The following is a 26,632-nucleotide window of genomic DNA, read 5'->3' on the forward strand; positions in this document are numbered from 1 at the left end:
TCCCCCCCCTGCCGAACCCCCCCCCCCTCCCCCCCCCGCCCCCCGCCTCATCGTGGCCGCGGGCGGCGGCGGGGCCGGCTGGGCCGGTCAGTGCACCGGAAGCCCGGGCGGGGACGCCGGCCAGCCAGGCGCCAACGCGACCTGCAACGGCGGCACCGGCGGCGGCCCGGGCACGTCCACCCAGGGCGGGACCGGCGGCACGGGCGGTGGCGGGGTGTTCGGCGGTGGGAACGGCGCGCTCGGTGCCGGCGGCACCGGCGGCGGCCCGGGCGCCTCCCTGACCGGTGGCGCCGGAGGCGGCGGCTATTACGGTGGCGGCGGAGGCGGCAACATCAACCCCTTCATCAGCCCGAGCGGCGGCGGGGGTGGCGGAGGCGGCGGCTCGTCCCTGGTCCCCGCCGGCGGCACCGGCCCCACCGTCACCAGCGCCGCGCCGGGCATCACCATCAGCTACACCACCCCGGGCAAGCCGGTGAAGACGTCCCTGACCGCGATGTTCCCCCGCACCCGGGTCGGCCTTCCGGTCGTGCTCAGCGACCTCGTCTGCCCGGCCAGTACGGGCGCCACGACCAGGCCGACCGGCACCGTCACGTTCACCGACACCACCACCGGCAAGACCCTCGGCACCGGACGCCTCTTCCTGTCCCTGGGCAACTGCGCGGCAGCCGGGACCGTCACCGCCTTCCGCACCACCGGAACCCACACCATCACCGCCGTCTACAGCGGCGACACCGTCTACCAGAGCAACAGCGCCAACCCCGAAACCACCACCGTGACGGTGACCGGCTGAGAACGCCGTAGCCGTGGAGGCGTCGGCCCCTCCGTGGGGCGGGGCCGCGCGCCGCGGTGACAGGCGTCGCGGCCGCGTGACAGCCACCTGACACCTGTCCCGATCAGTCGCGCGGGCACCCTCGGACCGGGACTTCGGGGACGGATGTCAGTGGCAGGTGCAACACTGGCGGGCACCATGGACCACAGCACGCATGCACGGGTCGATCAGCCCCTCACCCCCCTCGAAACGCGGTTGGCCGCGCTGCGCGGGGGTGCTGCCGCGCGCAATATGGACGCCCGGGCGCTGGCGGCGCTCGCGGCCAATCCGGGGTGCGACCGGCGCGCCGTGCTCGACGCCGCCGGCGTCGACAAGGCCGCGCTGGCGACGCGGTTGGGCAGTCCGGCGACATTCGGGCAGTCGCCGTTCGCGATCACGCGCGGGCTCGTCTTCGAGCGGCGGCTGCGCGCGGAGCGCTGCGCGGAGCTGGTCGCGCTGCTCCGGACCGAGCTGCTGCCGGAGGCGACGGCACAGTCACCGGTCGAGGTGCCGGACCTGCTCCCGTCCGAGGGCCCGGCGGTCCGCGCGGCGCGCACGCGCGTGGCGCTGGCCGAGGCGACGGCGAACGCGGCGGCGGGCCGGGCCTGGACGCTTCTCGACCGCCCGCTGCTGCGGCTGGACGTCGCGGGCTCCACGGTCTCCCTCGAGCCGGACGCGATCGTGATCGGCCCCGACGGGCGGTGGACGGTCGTGGAGATCAAGTCCTTCCCGATCCTCGACGGCAGCGCGGACCCGACCAAGGTGGGCGCCGCTGCCCGTCAGGCCGCCGTCTACGTCCTCGCGCTCCGCACCACGGCGGCGGCGCTGGACGCGGCAGCGGCAACGGCCCAGATCGGTCCGGGCCTCGTCCACCCGAGGCCGGGCACCGGTCCGGCGGCGCGCCCGCACCCCTCCGGCGCGAGCGCCGACGTCCCGGGCGCCGACGTCCCGCGCGCCGCTGCCCACGCGGCTGCTGACGCCGTGGGCTCGGGCCTCTCCCCGGCAGACGCGACGACTCCCGCCGCCCCGCGCCTGCCCACAGCGGTGGGCCTCCCGAGCGCAGCCACATCCGCGAGCGCAGCCACACCAGGCGCGGGTGCCGTCGCAGCGGGAGGGACCGCGTCCGGCGGCCCGGAGGCGGCTCTCCCCGCAGGGGCGGCCGCCCACGCCTCCCCCTACGCCGAGCCCGTGGGTCTCGCGGCGGCCGTGCGGACGACGGGGCTGCTCGTGTGTCCCAGGGACTTCTCCAACGTCGCCGTCGCGGCGCCGCTGGATCTGCGGAAGCAGCTCGCGGTGACGCGGCGGCAGTTGGCACGGATGACGCGGATCGAGACGCTGCTGGCGGCGCTGCCGGAGACGGTGCGGCTGGACGAGGCGCCGGAGGCGGTGGACACGCTCGCGCACGCGTACGCGCCGGAGTGTCTGGCCGCGTGCGAGCTCGCGTTCCACTGCCGGACGCAGGCCAGGGCGGCGGGCGCGGTGGAGGTGCTGGGGCGGGGCGTGCGCGGGGAGTTGGGCAGTCTGACGACCGTCGAGGCCGCGCTGGAGGCGACCGCGGGCGACGGAGCGCTGGCGCGGGCGGCCCGGCTGCGCGAGGAGGCGCTGGCGCGATGAGCCTGCTCACCACGCTGGCCCGGCTGGAGGCGGTACGCGCCGGGGTCGCCCAACCGCTCGCGACGGTCCGGCACCGGCACCTCGCCGAGCGGCCCTTCGTACTGGTCCCCCTCGCCGCCGCGGGCGAGACGGGCGCGCCGCTGGCGGTGCTGCTGGGGCAGGACCGGGAGAACCCGCGCCTGCTGACGGTGCCCCAGCCGCTCGACCGCGACCTGCGCTTCGCCTTCCTGGCCCGGCTCGGCGACGAACTGCTCCCCTACCTGGAGAGTTTCGGCGCCGACGTCGAGCTGCTGGAGCGGTCCGTCAAGGATCCGGAGTCGGGCGAGAAGACAGTGGAGGTGCGCGAGCTGTGCGCGGACGCGCCACAGCTGGTCGTGCCCAACCCGGGCGCGATGGAGCTGCTGGGGCTGGTCGGGCGGTCGACCCGGTTCCGGCGCACGGCCGAGGACGTCGACCCTGGCCCGTACCCGGTGCCCGCGCGGGTGCCCTTGCTCGGCCGGTGGCTGACGCACCTGTCGGAGCGGTCGAACGTGCCGGGGTCGTCGCTGCTGCTGCCGCTCACGACGACGCTTTCCCGTCACTGGGCGACAGGCCAGAGCTCGTTGGAGGACGCGCATCTGGGCGCACTGCTCGCGTGGATCGCCCCGCCGCCGGGCGAGCGCGGGGAGCGGGCCGCGTCGCGTGCCGAGAACGGCCGGGACGAACGCGGCCGGCTGCTGGTGCCGCCCGCCGGTCCGGCCACCGACCCGGCCTTCGACAGCCTGCTGCTCTCCCCCGCCGTCACTCGCTACGACGCGGCGCGCGCCGCGCAGGACGAGCGGCTGACGCGGGCCCGCGCCGAGGAGATCGACGCGCTGCTGGAGTCCGTGCTGCTGCCGGTGTGGCACCAGGTGTGGCAGGGCGTCGACCTGCTGCGCACGCTCCCGCCGGCCGCCCACGTCGTGGAGCGCTGGGAGAGCGACCGCTGGTCCTACACCGGCCACCGCGACCGGGTCGCGGCGGGCGAGCCGCCGCAGCCGCTGCGCGACGACGCCGTGACGGCCGCGCGCAAGCTCGCACAGCGCGAGCGGGAGCAGGTCCGGCTGGATCTGGAGGAGGCGCTGGACGACCCGCTGGCCATGGCCGAGCACCGCCTCGCCGGGCAGGCGTTCGCGGGCGAGGTCGTCGAGGTGCTGCCCGCCTACGACACGAGCGGGCGCAGTCCGAAGCCGCGCCCGTTGGTGACGGTGCGCACGGAGGACCGCCCGCATCTCGATCCGGGCGGCGAGGTGCACCGCGCGGCCGGGCCCGCCGCGCAGCGGGCCGAGCTCGTGCAGCTCGACGCGGAGGCGGGGCTGCTGACGCTCCGCCTGCTCAGCGGCATGGGCCGGAAGAAGGAGCCGGAACCCGGCACGGTCCCCGAGGCGGGCGAGCAGGTCTGCTTCACGCTGTTCGAACTGTCGGCCCGTCAGTCCGCGCCGCTGCCCGAGCCGGAGGACACGCCCTGGACCCACGGAGGGCCGCCCAGGTGACCACGCTCCCCACCCCGGCCGCCTCACCGTCGCCGGGCGAGCAGGCCGACGCGGCCGTCGCCGCGATCCTCGCCTCCGCGCTGCACGGCGGCGAGCGCGGCACCGTCGTCGACTCCCCGCCGGGCGCGGGCAAGTCGACGCTGGTGGTGAAGGCCGCGCGCGAACTGGTCGTCACCGGTGAGCGGCTGATGATCGTGGCGCAGACCAACAGCCAGGTGGACGATCTGGTGGACCGCCTGGCGCAGGCCGATCCGGGGCTCGCCGTCGGGCGCCTGCACGGCAGTGACGCGCTGCCCGGCGAGATCGCCATGCGGCACCCGGGCGTGGTCGCCTCCACCAAGGTGGCGGACCTGCGCGAGCTGCCCGTCGTGGTGGCCACGGCGGCCAAGTGGCAGTGGGTCAAGGACACCGACCCGTGGCACCACGCGATCGTCGACGAGGCCTACCAGATGCGTTCGGACGCGCTGCTGGCCGTGGCCCGGCTCTTCGAGCGCGCGCTCTTCGTCGGCGATCCGGGCCAGTTGGACCCGTTCAGCATCGTCGGCACGGACGACTGGGCGGGCCTGCACCACGACCCGTCGCAGAGCGCGGTGGTGACGCTGCTCGCCCACAATCCGGGCATCGTGCCGCACCGCCTGCCGGTCTCGTGGCGTCTTCCCGCCTCGGCCGCGCCGCTGGTCTCGGACGCCTTCTACCCGTTCACGCCGTTCCGCGCCGGGACGGAGCCGGGCGACCGTCTCCTGGAGCTGGGCCCGGCCACGCCTCCACCACCGCCGGGGCTCGCCCCGTCCCTCGCCCGTGCGGCGGACGAGGTGCTGGACGTCGCGGCGGAGTCCGGCTGGGGTCTGCTGGAGCTGCCCGCACGGCTGACGGTCCGCACCGATCCGGAGGCGGTGGCCGCGGTCGCCGCGGTGGTGGCCCGTCTGCTCGCCCGCGGCGGCGAGACCAGGTCCGAGCGCGGCTCGGCCCCCGTCGACGCGGGCCGGATCGCCGTCGGCACCGCACACCGCGACCAGGCCGCGGCGGTCCGCGGCGCGCTGGCAGCGCTCGGCGTCACCGATGTCACGGTCGACACCGCGAACCGGCTGCAGGGGCGCGAGTACGACGTCACAGTGGTCCTCCACCCGCTGTCCGGCCGCCCGGACGCGACGGCGTTCCATCTGGAGACCGGGCGTCTGTGCGTGCTGGCCTCACGGCACCGGCACGCGTGCATCGTGGTGACCCGGGCGGGCATCCCCGAGCTGCTGGACGCCCACCCGTCCACGGAGCCGGTCCAGCTGGGCGTCGTCTCGAAGTTCCCGGACGGCTGGGAGGCCAACCACGCGGTGCTGGAGCACCTCCGGCGGCACCGGGTGGCGGCGCGATGAGGGCGGTGCCCTCCCTCGGCCGTCACCGGGCGGCGTCCCGGGAATACCCGCAGCGCATCGCCCTGTTCCTCACGCGGTGGCGTGGCCGGACAATGGAGTGTCGGCACGTACCCGTCCCCTCGTCGTATCAGGAGGTCTCCGATGTCCGACTCCTCGGCCGATCGCTCGCCGCAGCGGAGGCTCCGGCCTGCGCCGCTGCTCTTCGAGCCCGGGCTCGCGGAGCCGGAGGCGGAGCACTTCTTCGATCTGGAGTCGATCGAGGACCCGCGTGAGCTGCTGGCGCGCGCGACGGAGCTGACGCTGGCGTTCCGCGCGGCGGCCGAGAAGGCGAGCGACTTCCAGGCGCTGGCCGCCGCCCAGCTCGCGGACCCGCGGCGGTTCGACAGCCTGAGCCTGGAGGAGATCGCCGAGTCGGCGGAGTGGACGCCGGACTACGCCGCGAAGATGGTCGAGTACGGCCGCGGCCTGCAGCAGCGTCGGCCGGTGGACTGAGCCTGCCTTTGGCATATGCCACTCGCCATATGCCAAAGGCAGGCGGATGGTACTCGCTCCTCCCCTCCCCTGTCCGGGATTCAGACGTTCCCGAGCCCGGCCGACCGCCCGCTCGATAGAGCTGGACCGTGGACATGTGGACGTACGACTCCGTCGAGTACGTGAACGGTGGCCGGTGAGGCCTGGCTCGCCTCCGCCAGCGAGTACCCGCGCAGCATGCGCGCGCTGTGGGAGTCGCGCCCCTGGGCGGCGACGGTGCTGCCGTGCGGGCGCGCCTTCGACGTGATCAACATGCCGGGCCTGTTCGGCCGCCGCGTGCTGGACGAGCTCTGGTCCTCCGGGCCCGGCTGCGGGCCGGTCGCGACGTTCCGCGGGCGGATCCTGGTCTTCGCGGAGCCCGGGACCGCGGCGCGGCTGCGCCCACTGCTGGTCTGGGAGGAGTGGGCACGCGACGTGCCGCCGCTGCTCTGCCACGGCCTGGGCGACGCGATCACCGTCCCCCCGCTGCAGCGCCCGCTGGACGCACCCGAGGGTCAGGGGCGTTGGATCGTCGCGCCTGAGGATCGTGAGCCGTGGCTGCCGGGCTCCTCGACGCTGCTGTGGGCCTGCGTCCGCGCGGCACGGGACGTCCCGCGCGGCACGGAGGAGACCGAGCCCGCAGAGCGGACGGAGGTCCCACCGGCCTTGGTCGAGCCCCTGGCGCGCCCGGTTCCGCTCCACCGCTGAGCCCCCCAGCCGCGGGCCTGCCCGTCACCACCGGGGCCGCCACCCCGGCGAACGCGAACACGGACGCGGCTGCGTCTTGCCGCCGCCCTGCCCTCAGCCGAGGCTCAGGCCCGGGCCCGCCCCGCGGAGGCCGCCCTGCGGGCCCGGAGACCGCTGCGCGACCTCAGAGCCGCACGGCGGTTCCGGAGACGCGGATGCGCCCGGTGCCCGGCACGGATGCGACGGTGAGCGTGCTCGGCCGGCCCATGTCCTCGCCCTGCCGGATGGTGAACACACCCGACGCGGGCAGCGCCCCGAGCTCGCGCAGATAGCCGCCGAAGGCCGCAGCCGCCGCGCCGGTCGCCGCGTCCTCGACGACACCGCCGATCGGGAACGGGTCGCGCGCGTGGTAGAGCTCCTCGCTCTCGCGCCACACCAGCTGCAGCGTGGTCCAGCCGTGACGGTGCATCACCTCCGCGAGTCCGTCGAAGTCGTAGTCCAGCGCCCGCAGCCGCTCGCGCGTGGCGACTCCGAGAACGAGGTGCTCGACGCCGCCGAAGGCGACATGCGGCGGCAGCAACGGGTCGAGGTCCGCACGCGACCAGCGCAGCGCGGCGAGCGCCTGGTCCAGCTCGACGTCGGCGGCGGGGCGGGTCCGGGTGGGGACGCTGGTGAGCGTGGCGCGGACGGCGCCGGTCGCGTCCTTGCCGGTGTCGAGGGTGATCTCGCCGGCGTTGGTGGCGAAGACCAGCGGCCCTTCCCCAAGACGGTCGGCCAGGGCCACGGCGGTGGCGACGGTGGCGTGGCCGCAGAAGTCGACCTCCGCGAGCGGGCTGAAGAAGCGGATTCGGAACCGTCGCGCGGCGTCGTCGCGCTCGGTGACGAAGGCGCTCTCGGAGTACCCGACCTCCGCGGCCACGGCGAGCATGGCGTCGTCGCCCAGTGCCCGCGCGTCCAGCACCACGCCCGCCGGGTTGCCACCTGAAGGGTCGGCGGAGAAGGCCGTGTACCGGAGGACGTCCGGGACGGGAGCAGGTGCCGAGGAGGTTCCGGGAGTCGTCATGGCGTCCACGCTGGCACGGCCGGAGCCACCCCGGCAACCATGATCCGGATGCGGGTGCACCCGGTGCCTGCAGGACCGATTCGGTGTTTCGCGCGCTGTTCATGTAATGTCTTCCACGTCAGCAGGCGCCGCTAGCTCAGTTGGTTAGAGCAGCTGACTCTTAATCAGCGGGTCCGGGGTTCGAGTCCCTGGCGGCGCACAGACAGCCGAAGGGCTCCCTCGTCCAGACGAGGGAGCCCTTCGGCATGTCCGGGAGCGGCGGCTCGGCAGGCGGCCGACCGGGCAGGACGACAGGGCGGGAGCGCCGATGGACAGGGAACAGCTCGTCGCGGCGGCGGCCTCGCTCGTGCCTCCGCCGGGCGGCCGGGTCCTGCTCGGCATCGCGGGCGCGCCCGGCGCGGGCAAGTCGACGCTCGCCGTCCACCTGGTGACCACGCTGTGCGAGCGCCTCGGCCCGGAAGCGGCGGCGTACGTCCCGATGGACGGCTTCCACCTCTCGAACGCACAGCTGGACCGTCTGGGCCTGGCCTCACGCAAGGGCTCCGCGCCCAGCTTCGACGTCTGGGGCTACCTCGCCCTGCTGCGCCGCCTGCGGGCGGCCCTGCCCGGGGAACCCGTCTACGTGCCGGACTACGACCGCACACTGCACGAACCCGTTGCGGCGCGTCACCTCGTCACGCCGCAGACCCGGCTGATCGTCACCGAGGGCAACTATCTCGCGGCGGGTGCGGCGGGCGGCCCCGGCTGGTCCGAGGTCCGTGAGCAGTTCGACGCCCTGTGGTTCCTCGCCGTCCCGGACACCGTCCGCGACGCGCGCCTCCTCGCCCGTCAGCGCGCGGGCGGCCTGGACTCCACGGCCGCGCGCGCCTGGGTCGACGGCAACGACCATCCGAACGGCGAGCTGGTCAAGGCCCATGTCGGCCCGGATGTCCGGGTCATCACCGTCGAAGCGGACTGAGCCCCGCGGCCGCTGCCCGGGGACGGACCGTCACGAAGCCGCCTCCCGGAAGCGGGTGGAGAGGCCGAAGGCGGCGAGGACGCCCGGGTCGGTGAAGACCACGTTGCGGGCGACCAGGCCGTCCACGACCGTGAAGACCTGCAGGGTGTGCAGGGACAGGCCGTCCTGCGGATCCGGTGCGTAGGCGGCGAGGGCGGGCTGGCCGTTCGCGGTGAGCGTCCGCATGGCCCAGCCCGTGCCGCGCATCGCGAAGACCCGGTCGATGAACCGGCCGTAGTCCTCACGACCCCGGTACCACAGCGGGACAGGCGGCATCTCCAGCACCGCGTCATGGGCCAGCAGCCGCACCAGCGCGGGCACGTCGGCGGCCTCGAAGGCACGGACGTAACGCCGGATCACCTCGCGTGTCTCGGGGTCGTCGGGCTCCCGCACCGCGGCCGGCTCCCCGGCCGCGCCCGCGAGGGTCGCGCGGGCGCGCTGCAGCGCGCTGTTGACGGCGGGGACGGTCGTGTCGAGCTGCGCCGCGACCTCGGCGGCGCTGAACTCCAGGACCTCGCGCAGCACCAGCACGGCACGCTGGCGCGCGGGCAGCAGCTGGACGGCCGCCACCCAGGCGAGCCGCAGGTCGGCCCGCGCCTCCGCGTCGAAGCGGCCGTCAGGAAAGGGCTCCAGCCAGGGGATGTCGGTCCGGGCGGCGAGCGGGGCCCCCGGGTCGTCGCTCGGCGCCCCCAGCCCTGACGGGAGCGGCCGCCGGGCACGGGACTCCAGCGCGGTCAGGCAGACGTTGGTCGCGATCCGGTAGAGCCAGGTCCGCACCGAGGCCCGCTCCGGGTCGTACCGGTCCCGGGTCTTCCAGGCCCGGAGCATCGTCTCCTGCGTCAGGTCCTCGGCCTCGTGGACGGAACCGAGCATCCGGTAGCAGTAGGCCACCAGCTCTCTCTCCGGTTCGGCTCCGTGTCCACGCGTCCCTCCACCGGCCCATCATCCCGCAGCCGGGCCGCGGTGTCCGACGCGCGGAGTCCGGGCGGCGGGCAGCCCGGGGAGCAGTCCACCAGCGGCGGGGCGGCGCGGCGACACGGCCCGGGGCGGCGCGCCCCTGAGCAGCCCGGGGGCACGCCGCCGAGCTGCGGGTTTCCTGCGGGGCGTCAGTTCGGGTAACTCGGAATGCCTAGCTGAACAGGCGGTTCCGCTTCCGTATTTCTAGCGTGGACGGAGACGGCCGCAGGTGACCCGCGTCACATCCGCACCCACCGCGGAGGCCGTCACTCCCTCCCGTCCTCAGCGTGCCCCGGCACGCCCGGCTGGAAGTAGGTCCGCGTGGGTGTACCAGCGTCGCCCGAGTCCGTCTCGGAGAACCCCGCCGAGGAGCCCGCGCAGTCGGAGGGCGGACCGATGCCACCGAAGAAGCAGCGCTTCCGCCGGACCCGCCGAATACTCCGGCTGCGCAGCGTGCGCGCCGTGCTCGCACTGCTGGCGGTCGTCTTCGCCTGGTTGTGCTGGTCCGTCGGCTCCGCCCTGGCCGCACCCGGTGACGACAGCGTCGTCGCCCGCGTGGCGGAGTGGGCCCGCGACCACCATCTGGGCCCCGTGGTGACCTTCCTGGAGGACCAGCAGTACAAGGCCCACCCGCCGAAGATCGGCGGCCGGCCCACCATGGCCCTGGCCCCGAACGGCGAGCCGGTGCAGAACAACACCTCGAACCGGCCCGCGCTGAAGCCGATCACACCACCGCGACTGGTCTCCCCGGCCGGCGCGCCGCTGCCGGGCGAGGGCACCTGGCAGACCCTCGAGAACGTCGACGGCACCCCTGCCCTCCTCGGCGCCTTCCTGCGACCGGACGACGAACACACCTCCTATGTGGCGGCGGTGGTCTCCATGGACGAGCGCCTGGTGCGCTTCACGCTCCATCCCGGCCAGTCCGACCCCGGCCCCGGCAACTGGGGCGTGCCGTTCTCCATCCCGGCGGGACAGCGGACCGGCCTGCTCGCCACCTTCAACGGCGGGTTCAAGGTCATCAACGACGAGGCCCAGGGCGGCTTCTATCTCAACGGGACCACCCGCGGCACCCTCCACGACGGCGCGGCCTCACTGGTCTTCACCAAGGACGGCAGGGCCACCGTCGCCGACTGGGGCCGTGACGCCTCCCTGACGCCGGACGTCAGCGGCGTGCGGCAGAACCTCAAGCTGATCGTCGATCACGGCAAGGTGCCCGACAGCGTCGACTCCAACGTCGAGAGCGGCTGGGGCCTGACCATCGCCGGCAAGTACTTCGTCTGGCGCTCCGGCGTCGGCGTCACCGCCGACGGGCGCCTGCTCTTCGCGTACGGCCCCGCGCTGTCCGTCCGCACCCTCGCGGACCTGCTGGCGAGCGCGGGCGCGGTGCGCGGGATGCAGCTCGACATCAACCCCGCGTGGATGTCCTTCATGTACTACAAGCCGCAGCCGAACCCGGCGAACCCGACGCCGGTCAAGCTGCTGCCGGACCAGGAGCGCCCGGCCACCCGGTACTACGAGGACACCAGTCGCGACTTCACCGCGGTGTACGCGCGATGAGCGCCCCGCAGCCGATCCGGCCGGCGCCGCAGACGCCGGTGCCGCCGATCCCCCTCGACGTCGACGCGGTCCACCGGGGCGCCTGGGCGCGCGTGCCGTCCGCGCTGCTGCGGACCTCCAGGCCGCGGCAGTGGGTCAAGAACCTCCTGGTCTTCGCCGCCCCGCTGACCGGTTCGGAACTCACGGCCCGCCAGTTCGAGGCGCGGGGCGGCAGTGCGCTGGGCGGCGCGGCGCTGGCCTTCGTGGTCTTCACGCTGGCGTCCTGCTCGGTCTACTTCGTCAACGACACCGTCGACGCGGAACGCGACCGGCAGCACCCGCGCAAGTGCCGGCGTCCGATCGCCTCCGGCGAGCTGAGCGAGAGCACGGCGGTGACCGTCGCCGGAATCTGCCTGGCCACGGCCCTGACCCTCAGCCTCGCCGCACCCGGCTACGGCCTGACCGTCGCGGTCACGGCATACCTGGTCACCTCGTTCCTCTACAGCCTGGGTCTGAAGCACCTGGCCGTACTGGAGTTGACGCTCGTGGCGTCCGGCTTCGTGCTGCGGGCGCTGGGCGGCGCGGCGTCCTCACAGGTGCCGCCGTCCGGGTGGTTCGTGCTGGTCTGCAGCCTGGGCGCGCTGCTGGTGGCCACCGCCAAGCGCCACACGGAGCTGGCTGGGCTGGGGAGCCCGGCCGCGGCGCACCGCCCCTCGCTGCGGCACTACACGGCCTCCGGCCTGCGGGTCGCACAGCGGGTCATCGCGCTGGCCATGGTCGCCGCGTACCTCGCCTGGGCGCTGATGGAACGGGACGGACGCGAACGCGTCTGGCACGTGGCGACGGTGGTCCCGCTGATCGGGGCGCTCGTCCGTTTCGACCGGCTGACCTCACGAGGGACCACCAGTCACATCGAGGACCTGCTGATCCGGGACACCCCGATGATCCTGCTGGAGCTGTGGTGGCTGGTGCTCTTCGCCGTCGGCTTCGCGGCACCCGCCCTGTGATCTGAGACCCCCGCCGTCGGCCGGCGCCCACCGCCGGCCTGAGACCCGCCGGGCGCCGGAGGACGACCGCCGCCCGGCGGCCTGGCACGGGGGCAGGGCCCGACCGGTGTCAGCGCCCGCCCGGGGTCGCCGCGGGGTCGGGACCGGCCGCGGCCTCCGCCTCGCTGTAGAGGTCCGGCTCGAGGTAGATGACGCGGACCGTGGTCTCCGCCGAACGGACGCGCTCCTCGGCCGCGTTGATGGCGGCGGCGATGCGCCGCGCGTCCGCGTCCGCGGGCACGGCGATCTTGGCGGCGACGAGCAGCTCCTCGGGACCGAGGTGCAGGGTGCGCATGTGGATCACCCGGTCCACGTCCGGCCCGTCCAGCAGCGCGGCGCGCACCCGGGCCACCACCTCGGGGCCCGCGCCCTCCCCCAGCAGCAGCGACTTCGTCTCGACCGCCAGCACCAGCGCGATGCAGACCAGCAGCGCGCCGATGCAGACCGTACCGACGCCGTCCCAGACGCCGTTCCCCGTCAGCACGGCGAGGCCGACGCCGAAGAGCGCGAGGCACAGGCCGATGAGCGCGCCGAAGTCCTCCATCAGGACCACCGGCAGCTCGGGGGCCTTCGCCGTGCGGATGAAGCGACGCCAGGACTGACGGCCCTTCAACGACCGGGCCTCCCCGATCGCGGTGCGGAAGGAGAACCCCTCCGCGACGACGGCGAAGAGGAGCACACCGACCGGCCAGTACCAGGCGTCGACCGGGTGCGGGTGACGGATCTTCTCGTAGCCCTCGTAGAGCGCGAAGACGCCACCGATGGTGAAGAGCACCACGGAGACGAGGAAGCCGTAGACGTAGCGCTCGGCGCCGTAGCCGAACGGGTGCTCCTCGTCGGCCGCACGGCGGGAACGGCGTCCGCCGAAGAGGAGCAGCACTTGGTTGCCCGAGTCGGCGAGCGAGTGCACGCCCTCGGCGAGCATCGACGAGGAGCCGCTGAACGCGAACGCGACGAACTTGGACACCGCGATCGCGACGTTGGCGCCGAGGGCCGCGAGAACGGCCCTCGTACCTCCGGAGGCGCTCATGGACGAAGGACTCCCGTCATGCTCCGAGCTGCATTCTTACCGCTCTTACTTACCTGGGCGGGCAACACCGTAGAGCATGCCGCCGCGCGACGGCGAGGGAGGCCCGATCCCGGCGCCGGACACGGCGCCCGTCCCTGGTGCCGGTCACGGCACCACGGTGACCGGCCAGCGGCCCGACTTCACCAGCCGCACGCCGACCGAGCCGACGAGCCGGTGGCCGGCCTTCTCGGAGGCGCCGATCACCACGCCGTCGGCCTTGAGCTGGTCGGCGAGGTCGACGATGCCCTGGTACGGGTCGCCGGGCTGACTGTAGAACTCCCAGCGGATCCGCTGCTCCTCCGGCATCCGCTCGGCGGCCTCGCGGATCTCGGCGAGCAGCTTGTCGGCGACCTCCTGCTCGGCCTGCATCACGGCGGCGCCCACGTCCGCGCCGCCCATCGCCGTCAGCGGCTGCACGTAGACCAGCGCCAGCTTGGCCCCCTGTCGCCGGGCCAGACCGGCGGCGTACGCAGCCGCCCGCATCGACGAGTCGGACCCGTCGACACCCGCGACGATCACCGACGGCCCGTCCGTACCGAGCTCGAACATCTCACCCTCCACCCCTGGCGGCCTCTGTGTCCGGTTCGACCCTACGCCGAAGATCGTCCGGCTGCGGTGAGCGGGGCGGACCTGTGGACACAGCCCGCTCCGGGGCGGCTTCCACCCCGGTCGGCGCCGGGGCCGCGTGGGTTCGGCGCGGCGTCAGTCCTCGGCGGCGATCTGCTCGTGGTGGCGGATCACCTCGGCGATGATGAAGTTGAGGAACTTCTCGGCGAAGGCCGGGTCCAGGCGCGCCGCCGAGGCGAGGTCGCGCAGCCGCTCGATCTGCTCGCGCTCCCGCGCCGGATCGGCGGGCGGCAACCGGTACTCGGCCTTCAGCCGGCCGACCTGCTGGGTGCACTTGAAGCGCTCCGCCAACATGTGCACGATCGCGGCGTCGATGTTGTCGATGCTGCCGCGCAGGCGCTCCAGCTCTTCCTTCGCGCGCGGGTCGACCTCGGCGTGGCTCTCGGACATGCACTCCCCTGTGGGCCGGTCTGGATGGGCCGCCAGGATACCGATTCGGCATTTCTCCTGGGTTCCTGTACTGTCTTCCACGTCAGCAGGCGCCGCTAGCTCAGTTGGTTAGAGCAGCTGACTCTTAATCAGCGGGTCCGGGGTTCGAGTCCCTGGCGGCGCACAGACGGTTGGAGGGCTCCTCCGCTTCGGCGGGGGAGCCCTCCGGCGTTTCCGTCCCGAGCTCCACGGACCGCAGGGAAGACGTTGATGGCCACTCCTCCCGACTCCCCGCTCCTCCCCGACGTCGTCGCCCGGCTGCGCGCCGCAGGATGCGTCTTCGCCGAGGAGGAGGCCGAGCTGCTGCTCGCCGCGGCGGGCGAGTCGCCCGGCGCGCCCGCATCGCTCGACGCGCTGGTGCGACGCCGGGCGGAGGGCGAGCCGCTGGAGTACGTCCTCGGCTGGGCCCGCTTCTGCGGCCTGCGGATCGAGGTGGACCCGGGCGTCTTCGTGCCGCGCCCGCGGACGGAGTTCCTCGTCGAGTGCGCGGCGGATGCCGGACGCGGCGGCTCCGTGATCGTGGACCTCTGCTGCGGGACCGGCGCGCTGGGCGCGGCGCTGGCGGAGCGCCTGGGAGCCGCGGACCCGGCCGTGGAACTGCACGCCGCCGACATCGACCCGGCGGCGGTGCGCTGCGCCGCCCGCAACGTCGCCCGCTTCGGCGGGCGGACGTACCAGGGAGACCTGTTCGACGCCCTCCCCGACGCACTGCGCGGCCGCATCGACGTCCTCCTCGCGAACACCCCCTACGTCCCGACGGACGACATCCCCTTCCTCCCGTCGGAGGCACGCGACCACGAGGCCCGCGTCGCCCTCGACGGCGGCACGGACGGCCTGTCCGTGCTGCGCCGCGTCGCGGCTCGGGCTCAACACTGGCTCGCTCCGGGCGGCGTGGTGCTGGTGGAGACGAGCGACCAGCAGCGCGCCGCCGCTCTTGCGGCCTTCGCCGCGGGCGGTCTCGAGGCGACGGCGCGGTCCTCGGAGGAGTTCTGGGCCACCGTCGTCCTGGGCCGCCGAAGCGGCTCACGCCATGGGCCTGCGCGGGCCGGTGGGTGAAGCCCTGGGGCGGAACGGGAAGGGGCGGGGCTCCGTGAGCCCCGCCCCCTGACGTGCGCGCACGCCTCAGTGTGAGGCGTGCACCGGTTCCCGCCGGGATGCGGCGATGGTGCGGGTTTCCGTGGTGGGGACGAGAAGGCCGCGGAAGGCGAGCAGGGCGATGAAGCCCAGTGCCGCTCCCGCCGCCGGGACGAGGAAGCCGGCGGACGCGCCGTTGGCGTCGATGAGACGGCCCGCGGCCGTCGAGCCCAGGGCCAGGCCGAGGCCGATCGCACCGGTGAGCCAGGTGAACGCCTCCGTCTTCGCGCCGGCGTCGACGAGGGTCTCGACGAGCGTGTACGCGGAGATGAGCGTGGGCGCGATCGCGAGGCCGCAGCAGAACGCGGCCACGGCCAGCGTGAGCAGGTTGGGCATCGCCCAGAGCGTGGACGTGCCGACGACCAGCGCCGCGTAGGCGGCGAGAAGCCGGGCGCGCGGGGAGCGCTTCCAGCGGACCGCGCCGAAGGCCGTGCCGGCCAGGACGCTGCCCGCGGCGAACAGGCCGTAGACGACGCCGCTCAGGCCGGCCTGGCCGGCCGCCTCGCTGGCGGCGGTGATGGAGACCTGGAGCGCGCCGAAGACCGAGCCGACGCCGAGCAGCGCGACGACGAGCAGGCGGACACCGGGCCGGGACAGCGCGGAGGCGGAGGCCGCGCCCTCGGCGGCGCGGATCGGCGGCGCGGTGCGCCGCTGCGCGGCGAAGGCGAGGCCGCCGAGGACGGTGAGTCCGGCCTCCGCGGTCAGGCCCGCGGCGGGAGCGACGGTGGTGCAGAGCGTCGTGGCGATGACCGGGCCCAGCACGAAGGTCAGCTCGTCGGTGACGGACTCGAAGGCGAAGGCCGAGGAGACCGCCTCGGAGCGGCCGTCCAGGGCGTGCAGCCAGCGGGCGCGGACCATCGCGCCGATCTGCGGCAGCGACGCGCCGGCGAGGCCCGCGGCCACGAACAGCGTCCAGACCGGCGCGCCGGACAGGGCCAGCACGATGAGGCCGACGACGGAGCCGCCGTGCAGTGCGAGACAGGGAAGCAGCACGGGGGCCTGGCCGCGACGGTCGGCGAGCCGGCCGGTCAGCGGCGCGCCGACGACCTGGGTGATCGAGGCGACGGCGGCGACGGCGCCTGCGGTGGTGTAGGAGTGGGTGGTGTCCAGCACGAGCAGGACCGTGCCGAGCCCGAGCATCGCGTAGGGCATGCGCGCGACGAAGGCCGGCAGGAGGAAGGTCCAGGCGCCGGGGGTGCGCAGCAGCGCACCGTAACCGAACGGACGGGCCATGTGGGGAGGTCTCTCCGCTGCCTGGTGACGCGCGGGAGCATATGGGTGGTGCCCCGGGCGCCGAGGGTCGTCCTCTGGTGCGTCGACCGGGGTAGATACCGCGCACCCTCGCCGGGAAGTGGCGATGGCCGCGGCCGCCGAGCGGTCTAGCCGACTCTGCTTCAGGCAGATGTAGCTGGTCTCGGTAGATCTGCCGACGAGTGTAGCCGAAATCGGGTGACGCGCGTAGATCCATGGCTGACCGGACGCCCTGTGACCGGACGGACGCATACGGTTGCGGGCCACCGGCGCCCGGGGAATCGTGGCTTTCGTTCCGACCGACCATCCCCCGCACCTCCCGGAGGGCCCCATGCCCGACGTCACCTCGTACCCCGACGGCGCCCCCTGCTGGGCGGACCTGAACGCCCCCGACCTGGAGAGTGCCCGCCGCTTCTACGGCGCCGCGCTGGGCTGGGAATTCCAGGACAAGGGCCCCGAGTACGGGCACTACACGATGTGCCTGTGGAAGGGGAAGCCCGTCGCCGCGCTGATGCCGCCGCCGCCCAGCGCGGAAGGGCTGACCCCCGCCTGGAACGTCTACCTGCGCACGAGCGACGTCGACGCCACGATCGCCGCCGTCGAGGCGGGCGGCGGGAAGATCGCGATGGGACCGCACGACGTGCCCGCCGCCGGGCGGCTCGCCTTCGCCTTCGACCCGCAGGGGGCGTCGTTCGGGCTGTGGCAGCCGGAGGGCCACGAGGGCGCCGCGCTGTACGGGGAGCCGGGCGCGATGTGCTGGAACGAGATCTACACGACGGCCGGCGGCGCGGCCGACGCGTTCTACGCCGGGCTCTTCGACTACAAGCAGATCCAGATCGGCGACGGCACCAACTTCGACTACACCACCTGGACTCCGCCGGGGGCGGGCCGGGAGGCCTGCGGCCGACTTCGGGCCACCGACCCGGCGCACGAGCTGGCCGCGGGCGGCGGGCAGCCGTTCTGGTCCGTCTACTTCGCCGTGGCGAAGGTGGACGAGACCGCCGAACAGATCGCCGCGCTCGGCGGCTCGGTGCTGCACGGCCCCTTCGACTCGCCCTACGGACGGCTGTGCGTGGTCCGCGACCCCTCGGGCGCACACTTCTCCGTCATGACACTCGCCCGGCGGTGACCGGAACCGCGCCCGTCGGCTCCTAGGATGGGTGACGGCCTGTCACCTGCACCGAACGGAGGCCCCCGGTGGCCACGACCCGCACCGCGCACACGACCTGGGAAGGCAACCTGCAGGAGGGCAAGGGCGTCGTCGCCATGAAGTCCTCCGGGATCGGGGAGTTCCCGGTCTCCTGGCCCTCGCGCGCCGAGCAGGCGAACGGGAAGACCAGCCCGGAGGAGCTCATCGCCGGGGCGCACAGCGCCTGCTTCTCCATGGCCCTCTCATTCGGCCTGAGCAACGCCGGCACTCCGCCCACCAAGCTGGAGACGACGGCCGACGTGACCTTCCAGCCGGGCACCGGCATCACCGGCATCCACCTGACCGTCGTGGGCACCGTGCCCGGCCTGGACGAGGCGGGCTTCGCCAAGGCGGCCGAGGACGCCAAGGCCAACTGCCCGGTCAGCCAGGCCCTCAGCGGCACGACCATCACCCTGACCGCGTCGCTCGGCTGATCCTGACCGCTGATCCTGACCGGCCCCGGTCGCGCGGTCGGCTGATCCGGGCCGAGCCGCACCCGAAGACCTACACCCGACGCGCCCCGCATGCACAGGAAACCCCCGGTCGCTCACCGGAACGGGTGAGTGGGAGCGCACACGTACCGCGAATGACCGCTCACTGGGGTGAATCGGCCCCGGAATGCTGGATTGATTCCGGGGCCGATGCCTACGATCGCCAGCGTGCGTAGCGGCCCGTCCGGTCCCCCCGGCTCACCCGAGGACTTCGGCGCCCTCAGCGCCCTCGGCGCTGTGGACGCCCTCGGCGAGCGGATGACGCTCGGAGATCTGGAGGGCCTCGACCGGCTGGAGGAGTTCCGGCCGCCCGGCGCGAACACGTCCCGCTCGAACCCGGCCGGCGCGGTCGGTGCGCCGAGCCCGGACGGCCCAGCAGTCGGCGCGGACGGCGAGCGCGGGGGCCCGGTGGATCGGCGCAGTCTCGAGGACGCGCTGCGGGCCAGCGAGAACCGCTTCCGGGCGGCCTTCGTCGACGCCGGCATCGGCATGGCGCTGGTCGACCGGGACGATCTGATCATCGAGGCCAATCCGGCCCTGGCCGAGATGCTCGGGCACACCGTGCCCGAGCTGATGCGGATGCACATCCATCAGCTGATGGACGTGGAGGAGCGCGCCCGCCACCTCTACCGGCAGCTCGTGCGCGGCGAGAAGGACCGGGTCCGCCTGGAGAAGCGGCTGCGGCACCGACAGGGCCACGCGGTGTGGACGAACATCACCGTGTCCCTGATCCGGGATTCGACGGGCGAGCCGCTCTACACGCTCGCGATGGTGGAGGACGTCTCCGAGGCGCGGCGCCTGGGAGACCGGCTGCAGTACCAGTCGATGCACGATCCGCTGACCGGGCTGCCGAACCGGGCGCTCTTCTTCGAGCGGCTGGCGGACGCCTGCGCCGAGGCCGATCAGCGGATCGGGCTCTGCTACCTGGATCTGGACGGCTTCCAGGCGGTGAACGACACGCTCGGCCACCCGGTCGGGGACGAGTTGCTGGTGGCTGTGGCGCGGCGGCTGGAGCAGCGGTTCTCGCCACGGGGCCATCTGGTCGCGCGTGTGGGCGGAGACGAGTTCGCGGTGCTGGTGCCGCGCAGCGCGGGCGCGGAGGAGCTGACGGCGCTGGCGGCGGAGGTCGTCGAGATCCTCGGCACGCCCTACGACCTGGCGGCCCGCCGGGTGGCGGCGACGGCCAGCGTCGGCGTGGTGGAGCGGCCGGCCCCCGGCACCTCGCCGACGGAGCTGGTGCGGGACGCGGACGCGACGCTGGGCTGGGCGAAGTCGGACGGGCGCTCGCGCTGGGCGCTCTACGATCCGGAGCGCGTGGCCACGCAGATGACGCGGCAGGTCCTGGCCACGACGATGCGGCCGGCGCTGGAGCGCGGCGAGTTCCTGCTGGAGTACCAGCCCCTGGTGGAGCTGGCCACGGGCCGGCTCCAGGGCGTCGAGGCGCTGGTGCGCTGGCGGCACCCGGAGTTCGGCCGCCTCGCACCGGACCGTTTCATCCAGATCGCCGAGGAGACGGGCGCCATCGTGCCGCTGGGCCACTGGGTCCTGGAGGAGGCGTGCCGCCAGACGCGCGCCTGGCTCGACCGCTTCCCTACAGCGCAGCTGCTGGTCAGCGTGAACCTGGCGGCCCGTCAGTTTCGCGACTCCGACATGGTGGCGGACGTGGCGGAGGTGCTGGGCCGCACGAGACTGCCCTCGCGGCTGCTGCAACTGGAGCTGACGGAGAGCGCGGTGATGGGTCCGGCGGGCCGTCCCGTGGAGGCGCTGCACGCCCTGGACGCCATGGGTGTGCGGATCGCGATCGACGACTTCGGCACGGGCTATTCGAACCTGGCCTACCTGAGCCGCTTGCCGGTGCACGTGCTGAAGCTGGCGAAGTCGTTCGTCGAGGGCTTCCGCGCGGAGCCGTACGGCGTCGACGAGGCCACCGGGGACGCGGTGGACGAGAAGATCGTCACAGCGCTGGTGCGCCTGGCGCACGTCCTCGGCATCACGGTGACGGCGGAGGGCATCGAGAGCGCGGGGCAGGCCGAACGGCTGCGGCTCACCGGCTGTGACGCCGCCCAGGGCTGGCACTTCGGCAAGGCCGTCCCGGCGGAACAGATCACCCGCTTGCTCGGCGGATGAGATGCGCTGCAGCACAGCCCATGGGCAGGCCAGGCGGCCGGAGCGTGCCCGTGCATGCCACCGAACGGGTGAGGTGTGACACCTGTTCAGCTTGCACGGAGGGCGCTGACGGTTCATCAGTCCATAGGCTGAAAGCATGTCACAGCGTCGTCTGCTCGCGGTCCTGGCTCTCGCCATGGGCGCGCTGCTGCTCGCCTTCGCGGCCGGGGCGTGGGAGCTGGCACCCGCCGCCGGCACCGGGGCGGGACGGGTCGGCAGCGGGGACGCGATGCCCTTCGCCGGGGACGCGTCGGCGTGGACGGACCCGACGGTGCTGCCCGCGCACTCGGTGCCCTTCGGGGCGTTCGTCGGCTCCGACTTCGCCGCCGACCGACAGACGGAGCTCTCGGACTGGCTGCACCGGGCGGACCTGCAGGTCGGGCACACCTACCTGCCGGGCAGCACCTGGACCGACATCGAGGGCTCGCCCTCACTCCTCGCGCCCTGGGCGCAGTGGCGGCTCGCCCGTCCGGACCGGATGTTCGTGCTGGCCGTGCCGATGCAGGAGCAGAACGAGGGAGACCTCAGCGACGACGAGGTCACGACGTTGCTCCAGCAGGCCGCGACCGGGGCCAACGACACGCACTTCCTCACCCTGGCCCGCCGCCTCGTCGCGCTCGGGGTGCCGGACACGGTGATCACGCTCGGCTGGGAGATGAACGGCATCACCTACTCCAGCCGCTGCGGCCCGGACCCGACCGACTGGAAGGCCTACTGGCGGCGCATCGTCGACGTGATGCGCAGCGTCCCGGGGCAGGACTTCCGCTTCGACTTCACCCCGAACCGGGGCCCCGACGCGCACCCGTGGACGGACTGCTACCCGGGCGACGACGTCACCGACGTCATCGGGACGGACAACTACGACCAGGGCCCCGGCGACACGTTCGCCGACTACGTGACAGAGCAGTACGGGCTGCTGGACCAGGTGCGCTTCGCCGCGCAGCACCACAAGCCCGTCTCCTACGCGGAGTGGGGCATGTTCCGGCACGGCGACGACCCGCAGTTCATGCGCGACATGATCAACTGGATCGAGACGCACGACACGCTGTACCAGACGATCACCGACTACTGCCCGCACGGCGTGCTGAACTGCGACGACAATCCGGAGTCCAGCGCGGTCTACCGGCAGATGATGTCGCATCAGCCACCGCCGCTGCCCACGCCCTCCCCCAGCCCGTCCGGATCCGCCTCCGCGTCGGCATCGACCTCCGCCTCGGCGTCGGCGTCGGCGTCCGCGTCGGCGTCCGCGTCGCCCTCGCTGTCCCCGTCTCCGTCGGCCTCCGTCTCCGGCTCCCCTTCGACGTCGCCGAGCGCATCGGCGAGCCCGGGCCCGAGCGGGAGTGCCGGGGCCGGGGCGAGCGCCTCGCCGGGCGCCGGGGCGAGCACCGGTGCACGCCCCACCGCGGCCGCGCCCGCGGTGGCGAGCCCGACGCCGTCGCCGAGCCAGTCCTGCCACCGTCGGCGGTCCGCCGACCCGTGCGCGGGCCTGCGGTCCCGGCCTGCGGGCGGGCCCCCGCCGGCCTCGCCCCGGCCGGGGCCGGTCGTGCCCAGGGTCAAGCTGCCTAGTCGTCCCTGACCTCGAGCGCCGCGACCTCCTCCTCGGTCGCCGCGCTCACCGGAACGTCCGGGTGGCGGAACCAGGAGCCCTGGACGGCCCACTGGATCAGCATCAGCACGAAGCCGATGAGCAGGGAGCCGATGCCGATCACGGAGACGCCGCCTACCTTGCCCCAGGGCATGCTGATCGTGGTGCTGCCGTAGTCGGGAGCGGCGTAGACGTCGAAGGCCGCGTAGCAGAAGAAGTACAGCAGCATCAGGCCGCCGAGCAGCGGCAGGATGCCCTTGAACCACAGGTCGCGGGCGCTGCGACGGAGCACCCGCCGGAAGTACCAGACGCAGGCGAACCCGGTCAGTCCGTAGTAGAAGGCGATGCCGAGGCCGACCGAGGAGATCGAGTCGGCGAGCACGTTGGTGCTGATCCGGGTCAGCAGCACGTAGAAGGCGATCGAGATCAGGCCCATGCCCACCGTGGACCAGGTCGGCGTGGCGAAGCGGGGGTGCACCCGGCCGAAGTGGGAGGGGATCGCCTTGTGCAGGGCCATGGAGAAGCTGGTGCGCGCGGTCGGCAGGATCGTGGTCTGGGTCGAGGCCGCGGCCGAGGTCAGCACCATGAAGATCAGCACCTTGGACAGGAACCACCCGAACCCCGTGGTGCCGAAGATCGCTCCGCCGAGGCCGGAGAGCACGTCCCCGGCGTTGTCCGGATTGGCCAGGCCGATGCCCTTGTCGCCGACGCCGGCGAAGGCCTGGGTGGCGGTGGAGACGAGGGCGTAGATGAGCAGCAGGATCACGGTGGAGAGCACCGCCGCCCGGCCCGGGGTGCGGGTCTTGTCGGCGGTCTCCTCGTTGACGGAGACGGCCGTGTCCCAGCCCCAGTAGATGAAGACCGCGGAGAGGATGCCGGCGGTCAGCGCACTCGCCGTCGGCACCTGGAAGGGGTTGAACCAGGAGCCGGAGATGTGGATCGCCGTCGCGGGCGGGTGGCTGCCGTAGACCTTGACCAGGGCGGTCACCGAGAGCAGCACGAGCATGACGACCTCGACGCACAGCAGGACGCGCTGCAGCGCGGCGGAGATCTCGATGCCGATGTAGCAGATGAAGGTCATCAGGATGATCCAGACCACCCCGGCCACGGTCGTCCACAGGTCGCTCGACGCGAGTCCCGGGTGGCCGACGAGCTGGAAGCCGTAGGAGCCGGCGATCTGGGCCAGATTGGCCATGACGATGATGTCGGCGACGATGATCCCCCAGCCGCCCATCCAGCCGGTGCGCGGCCCGAAGGCCCGGGCGGCCCAGGTGAAGGTCGTGCCGCAGTCCGGGTCGACCGCGTTCATCTCCTTGTACGCGTACGCGATCAGCAGCATCGGGATGAACGCCAGGATCGTGATGATCGGGGCCTGGAGGCCGACGCCGACGACGATGAGGCCCAGGGTGGCGGCGAGGCTGTACGCGGGGGCGGTGGAGGCCAGGCCGATCGCGACGGAGGAGAACAGTCCCAGAGCGTTGCCCTTGAGCCCTTTCTCCCCGGAACCGGAACCGGAGACCTCGCCCGGCGCGGTGACGACCGCCGCACCCGAGGGGAGATCCGGCCCGGAGGGGCCTTCGGGAGGCGGAACGGAATCACTCATGTGAGACCCTCCAAGCGGACGCGTCGCCCGGCCCGTACGCTGCCGGACGGGTAGCCGTGGGGCGCTTCGGGTGGTTTACGGTCAATCCTCCCCGTCGGACACCCAATCCGCATCGGCGACCGCATTGACTTCTTCGGCGTGGCGGCCGACTCTCGGCTGCACCCATCGCCACCCGACTGTCCCGCCGTGCCCCGCATCGCCGGCGTGACGCCCGCGCGGGACCGCACCGCCCGGCGCTTTCATCCATCCCTTCTCGCCGTGCGTCGGCGTGCGCCCCGAGCGGCTGGGCCCCTCCCTGCCCGGCCTCGGTCCCCCTGGACCGGGGCCTCGCCATGCCTGCTGGGCCCGGAAAGACCGAAGGCCTCGGCCGCGACGTCGCGTACGGCTGTGCTCCCACCCGAGCCAACCGGAGGACAGTCATGGACCAGCACGATCGCGCGCGCCTGTCGCGCCGCGCCTTCCTCGGCGCGACCGCGGCCGGTGCCGCCCTGGGAGCCGTCTCGTGGACGCCCGCCTTCAGGGTGACCCCCGCGGAGGCGGCCACCGCGGCTCCCCCGAACTTCCCCGCCTCGATCCCCGTCTACCAGCAGGCCTTCCGCAACTGGTCCGGGGAGATCCAACTGAACCCGACCTGGACCTGCGCGCCCACCAGCCCGAACGACGTGGTGACCCTCGCCAACTGGGCGCACGCCGCCGGCTGGCGCCTGCGCCCCATGGGCATGGGCCACGGCTGGTCTCCCCTGCTGGAACCGAACGGGGCCGCCGGGAACATCGTCCTCGTCGACACCACCCAGCACCTGACCGCCGTCACGGTGAACTCCGGCTCCCCGGCCAGCGTGACCGCACAGGCCGGGATCACCATGGTGAACCTGCTGACCGCGCTCGAGAACGCGGGATACGGCCTGACCAACACCCCCGCGCCGGGCGACCTGACCCTCGGCGGCGTCCTGGCCATCGACGGGCACGGCACCTCCGTCCCGGCGAACGGCGAGACGCCCCTCGCGGGCAAGACGTACGGCTCGGTCAGCAACCTGGTGGTCTCGCTGACCGCCGTGGTCTGGGACCCGGGCAGCAGCGCCTACGTGCTGAAGACGTTCCAGCGCAGCGACCCCGACATCGGCGCCTTCCTGGTCCACCTGGGCCGCGCCTTCGTCACCGAGGCGACCCTGCGGGTCGGCGCGAACCAGCGGCTGCGCTGCGTCTCCACGTACACCACGCAGGTCACCGACCTGTTCGCGCCGCCCGCATCGGCCGGGTCCAGCTCCTTCGCGGCGCTCGTGCAGCAGAGCGGCCGGGTCGAGACGATCTGGTTCCCGTTCACGACGGTGCCGTGGCTGAAGGTCTGGTCGGTCTCCCCGAGCAAGTCCTGGCTGTCGAGGGAGGTGGACAGCCCGTTCAACTACAGCTTCTCGGACTCGGTCAGCAGCCAGGAGTCGCAGTACATCTCCGACATCGTCGCCGGGAACGTCTCGGTGACGCCGACCTTCGAGAACCTGGAGATGAGCATCGTCGGCTCCGGGCTGATCGTCACCGGCACCTGGGACATCTGGGGCTGGGCCAAGAACACCCAGCTGTACGTGCGCCCGACGACGCTGCAGGTGACCGCGAACGGCTATACCATCCTGTGCCGCAGGGCCGACATCCAGCGGGTCGTGAGCGAGTTCTACAGCTTCCTGTCCGGGCAGCTCAGCACGTACGCGGCGGCCGGCCAGTACCCCATGAACGGGCCCTGGGAGGTCCGCGTCACCGGTCTCGACCACGCCGCGGACTGCGGCGTCCCGGGCGCGGTGGAGCCGCTGCTGAGCGCGCTGAGACCGAGACCGGACCAGCCCCAGTGGGACACGGCGGTCTGGATGGACCTGCTGACGATCCCCGGCACCCCGCAAGCGCAGAAGTTCTACCGCGAGACCGAGCAGTGGGTGCTCTCCAACTACACCGGCAGCTACGCGGCGGTGCGCGCGGAGTGGTCGAAGGGCTGGGCCTACTCGGGCACCGCCTGCTGGGCCGACCCGACGGTGCTCGGCAGCACCATCCCGGCCTCCTACCGCGCCGGGCAGCCCGGCTCCGCCAACTGGGACACGGCGCTGGCGACGCTGGACCGCTACGACCCGGGCCGTGTCTTCTCCAACTCCTTCCTGGATACCCTGCTGCCCTGATCGCGCCTGGATCCCAGGCGCTCGTGAGTACGCGGGTGGTGCGGGTGAACGCGGTACAGAACGCAGTACGGATCGAACGCTCCGGGCCGGTGTGGACCGTGGTCCTCTCCCGCCCGGAGCGGCGCAACGCCGTGGACGGCCCGACCGCGGACGCGCTGTACCGCGCGTTCGCGGAGTTCGACGCGGACCAGACCGCGTCGGTCGCCGTCCTGTGGGGCGAGGGCGGCACGTTCTGCGCGGGCGCGGACCTCAAGGAAGCCGACGGCCCCCAGGGCAACACCCTCTCCCCCGACGGCCCCGGTCCCATGGGCCCCAGCCGGATGCGCCTCGGCAAGCCCGTCATCGCCGCGGTCTCCGGCCACGCGGTGGCCGGCGGGCTGGAGTTGGCAGCTTGGTGCGACCTTCGCGTCGCTGCGGAGGACGCGGTCTTCGGGGTCTTCTGCCGGCGCTGGGGCGTCCCGCTGATCGACGGCGGCACCGTCCGCCTGCCGCGCCTGATCGGCGCGGGGCGCGCGATGGACCTCATCCTCACCGGCCGCGAGGTGCCCGCGGCGGAAGCCCTCTCGATCGGGCTGGTCAACCGGCTCGTCCCAAGCGGGACGGAACGGCAGGCAGCGGAGGAACTCGCCCGCGAGATCGCGGGCCTGCCGCAGACCTGCATGCGCAACGACCGCCTCTCGGCGCTGGAGGCCGAGGGCCTCTCCGAGGAGGCGGCGCTGGCCAACGAGTTCCAGCGCGGCATGTCGACCCTGAAGACCGAAGGCCTCCCGGGCGCGGCGGCATTTCGCAACCGCCACGCCTGAACGCGGCCCCCCGCCTGCGGGCGGTCGCGCGCC

General features: G+C 73.5%; 23 protein-coding genes and 2 tRNA genes. 18 read left to right on the forward strand and 7 right to left on the reverse strand.

All coding sequences use genetic code 11. The features are described from left to right. Positions 1-52: 52 nt before the first annotated feature. The 6 genes from TR49_RS46345 to TR49_RS09375 all read left to right on the forward strand — a co-directional run bounded on the left by TR49_RS46345 (position 53) and on the right by TR49_RS09375 (position 6,518). Positions 53-790 (forward strand): Ig-like domain repeat protein, encoded by a 738-nt coding sequence (locus TR49_RS46345; RefSeq protein WP_052434139.1) that lies wholly within the window; start codon positions 53-55, stop codon positions 788-790. Between the two features lie 177 nt (positions 791-967). Continuing rightward, positions 968-2,422 carry a hypothetical protein gene (locus TR49_RS39790; protein ID WP_152627149.1) on the forward strand — a complete coding sequence of 485 codons (1,455 nt, stop codon included), beginning with the start codon at positions 968-970 and terminating at the stop codon, positions 2,420-2,422. After that, positions 2,419-3,933, forward strand: a complete 1,515-nt coding sequence (locus tag TR49_RS09360) for a membrane protein (protein WP_042379336.1) — start codon at positions 2,419-2,421, stop codon at positions 3,931-3,933. Before TR49_RS39790 ends, TR49_RS09360 begins: the two co-directional genes overlap by 4 nt. Continuing rightward, positions 3,930-5,300 carry an AAA domain-containing protein gene (locus tag TR49_RS09365; RefSeq protein WP_042379339.1) on the forward strand — a complete coding sequence of 457 codons (1,371 nt, stop codon included), beginning with the start codon at positions 3,930-3,932 and terminating at the stop codon, positions 5,298-5,300. Before TR49_RS09360 ends, TR49_RS09365 begins: the two co-directional genes overlap by 4 nt. Positions 5,301-5,441: 141 nt before the next feature. Next, positions 5,442-5,792: a DUF8844 domain-containing protein gene (locus TR49_RS09370; protein WP_042379341.1), complete on the forward strand. Its 351-nt coding sequence runs from the start codon at positions 5,442-5,444 to the stop codon at positions 5,790-5,792. Between the two features lie 168 nt (positions 5,793-5,960). Beyond that, entirely contained in the window at positions 5,961-6,518 is a 558-nt protein-coding gene (locus tag TR49_RS09375) for a bifunctional DNA primase/polymerase (protein ID WP_063770059.1), read from the forward strand. 163 nt (positions 6,519-6,681) lie between these two features. On the opposite strand, the gene TR49_RS09380 is transcribed toward TR49_RS09375, so the two are convergent. Then, positions 6,682-7,560, reverse strand: coding sequence for a PhzF family phenazine biosynthesis isomerase (locus TR49_RS09380; RefSeq protein ID WP_042379585.1), 879 nt, complete (start codon positions 7,558-7,560; stop codon positions 6,682-6,684). A gap of 125 nt (positions 7,561-7,685) precedes the next feature. On the opposite strand from TR49_RS09380, the gene TR49_RS09385 reads away from it, so the two are divergent. Together TR49_RS09385 and TR49_RS09390 are read left to right on the forward strand one after the other, a co-directional pair. After that, a tRNA-Lys gene (locus tag TR49_RS09385) sits at positions 7,686-7,759 on the forward strand. A 108-nt stretch (positions 7,760-7,867) separates the two neighbouring features. Further along, positions 7,868-8,518, forward strand: a complete 651-nt coding sequence (locus TR49_RS09390) for a nucleoside/nucleotide kinase family protein (RefSeq protein WP_042379344.1) — start codon at positions 7,868-7,870, stop codon at positions 8,516-8,518. Between the two features lie 30 nt (positions 8,519-8,548). On the opposite strand, the gene TR49_RS09395 is transcribed toward TR49_RS09390, so the two are convergent. After that, entirely contained in the window at positions 8,549-9,448 is a 900-nt protein-coding gene (locus TR49_RS09395) for an RNA polymerase subunit sigma-70 (RefSeq protein WP_439654091.1), read from the reverse strand. Between the two features lie 387 nt (positions 9,449-9,835). Between TR49_RS09395 and TR49_RS09400 the strand changes: the two genes are divergently transcribed. Next, a complete protein-coding gene (locus TR49_RS09400) occupies positions 9,836-11,071 on the forward strand; it encodes a phosphodiester glycosidase family protein (RefSeq protein ID WP_042379348.1) in 1,236 nt (411 codons plus the stop codon). After that, positions 11,068-12,057, forward strand: a complete 990-nt coding sequence (locus TR49_RS09405; RefSeq protein WP_052434141.1) for a decaprenyl-phosphate phosphoribosyltransferase — start codon at positions 11,068-11,070, stop codon at positions 12,055-12,057. The genes TR49_RS09400 and TR49_RS09405 overlap by 4 nt, the downstream gene beginning before the upstream one ends. A 109-nt stretch (positions 12,058-12,166) precedes the next feature. Here the strand turns inward: TR49_RS09405 and TR49_RS09410 are convergent, their stop codons facing one another. The 3 genes from TR49_RS09410 to TR49_RS09420 form a co-directional block, all read right to left on the reverse strand. Then, positions 12,167-13,126: a cation diffusion facilitator family transporter gene (locus TR49_RS09410; RefSeq protein ID WP_042379351.1), complete on the reverse strand. Its 960-nt coding sequence runs from the start codon at positions 13,124-13,126 to the stop codon at positions 12,167-12,169. 144 nt (positions 13,127-13,270) lie between these two features. Next, complete coding sequence (locus TR49_RS09415) at positions 13,271-13,714, reverse strand: universal stress protein (protein WP_042379353.1); 444 nt, start codon at positions 13,712-13,714, stop codon at positions 13,271-13,273. Positions 13,715-13,867: 153 nt separating this feature from the next. After that, a complete protein-coding gene (locus TR49_RS09420) occupies positions 13,868-14,182 on the reverse strand; it encodes a chorismate mutase (RefSeq protein ID WP_042379356.1) in 315 nt (104 codons plus the stop codon). Between the two features lie 89 nt (positions 14,183-14,271). Between TR49_RS09420 and TR49_RS09425 the strand changes: the two genes are divergently transcribed. After that, positions 14,272-14,345 (forward strand) — tRNA-Lys (locus TR49_RS09425). An 86-nt stretch (positions 14,346-14,431) separates the two neighbouring features. Continuing rightward, on the forward strand, positions 14,432-15,277 hold the full coding sequence (locus TR49_RS09430) for a putative protein N(5)-glutamine methyltransferase (RefSeq protein WP_042379357.1): 846 nt from the start codon (positions 14,432-14,434) through the stop codon (positions 15,275-15,277). Between the two features lie 66 nt (positions 15,278-15,343). On the opposite strand, the gene TR49_RS09435 is transcribed toward TR49_RS09430, so the two are convergent. Beyond that, entirely contained in the window at positions 15,344-16,588 is a 1,245-nt protein-coding gene (locus TR49_RS09435; protein ID WP_042379361.1) for an MFS transporter, read from the reverse strand. A 349-nt stretch (positions 16,589-16,937) separates the two neighbouring features. Between TR49_RS09435 and TR49_RS09440 the strand changes: the two genes are divergently transcribed. From TR49_RS09440 to TR49_RS09455, 4 genes are all read left to right on the forward strand, one after another. Further along, entirely contained in the window at positions 16,938-17,735 is a 798-nt protein-coding gene (locus TR49_RS09440) for a VOC family protein (RefSeq protein ID WP_042379363.1), read from the forward strand. A 68-nt stretch (positions 17,736-17,803) separates the two neighbouring features. After that, complete coding sequence (locus TR49_RS09445) at positions 17,804-18,229, forward strand: OsmC family protein (protein WP_042379366.1); 426 nt, start codon at positions 17,804-17,806, stop codon at positions 18,227-18,229. A gap of 225 nt (positions 18,230-18,454) precedes the next feature. Continuing rightward, a complete protein-coding gene (locus TR49_RS09450) occupies positions 18,455-20,413 on the forward strand; it encodes a putative bifunctional diguanylate cyclase/phosphodiesterase (protein WP_236653284.1) in 1,959 nt (652 codons plus the stop codon). A gap of 136 nt (positions 20,414-20,549) precedes the next feature. Next, positions 20,550-22,028, forward strand: coding sequence for a glycoside hydrolase family 26 protein (locus TR49_RS09455; RefSeq protein WP_052434143.1), 1,479 nt, complete (start codon positions 20,550-20,552; stop codon positions 22,026-22,028). Here TR49_RS09455 and TR49_RS09460 read toward each other — a convergent pair. Further along, the gene (locus TR49_RS09460; protein WP_052434144.1) at positions 22,015-23,640 is read right to left on the reverse strand and encodes an APC family permease; all 1,626 of its coding nucleotides are present in this window, start codon (positions 23,638-23,640) and stop codon (positions 22,015-22,017) included. The two genes, TR49_RS09455 and TR49_RS09460, sit on opposite strands and share 14 nt — an antisense overlap. A gap of 419 nt (positions 23,641-24,059) precedes the next feature. Between TR49_RS09460 and TR49_RS09465 the strand changes: the two genes are divergently transcribed. Both TR49_RS09465 and TR49_RS09470 read left to right on the forward strand, forming a co-directional pair. Beyond that, the gene (locus TR49_RS09465) at positions 24,060-25,796 is read left to right on the forward strand and encodes a cholesterol oxidase substrate-binding domain-containing protein (protein ID WP_042379368.1); all 1,737 of its coding nucleotides are present in this window, start codon (positions 24,060-24,062) and stop codon (positions 25,794-25,796) included. 44 nt (positions 25,797-25,840) lie between these two features. Next, positions 25,841-26,599 (forward strand): crotonase/enoyl-CoA hydratase family protein, encoded by a 759-nt coding sequence (locus TR49_RS09470; RefSeq protein ID WP_042379597.1) that lies wholly within the window; start codon positions 25,841-25,843, stop codon positions 26,597-26,599. Positions 26,600-26,632: the final 33 nt, after the last annotated feature.

The organism is Streptacidiphilus melanogenes (genome assembly GCF_000787835.1).
Taxonomy (GTDB): domain Bacteria; phylum Actinomycetota; class Actinomycetes; order Streptomycetales; family Streptomycetaceae; genus Streptacidiphilus; species Streptacidiphilus melanogenes.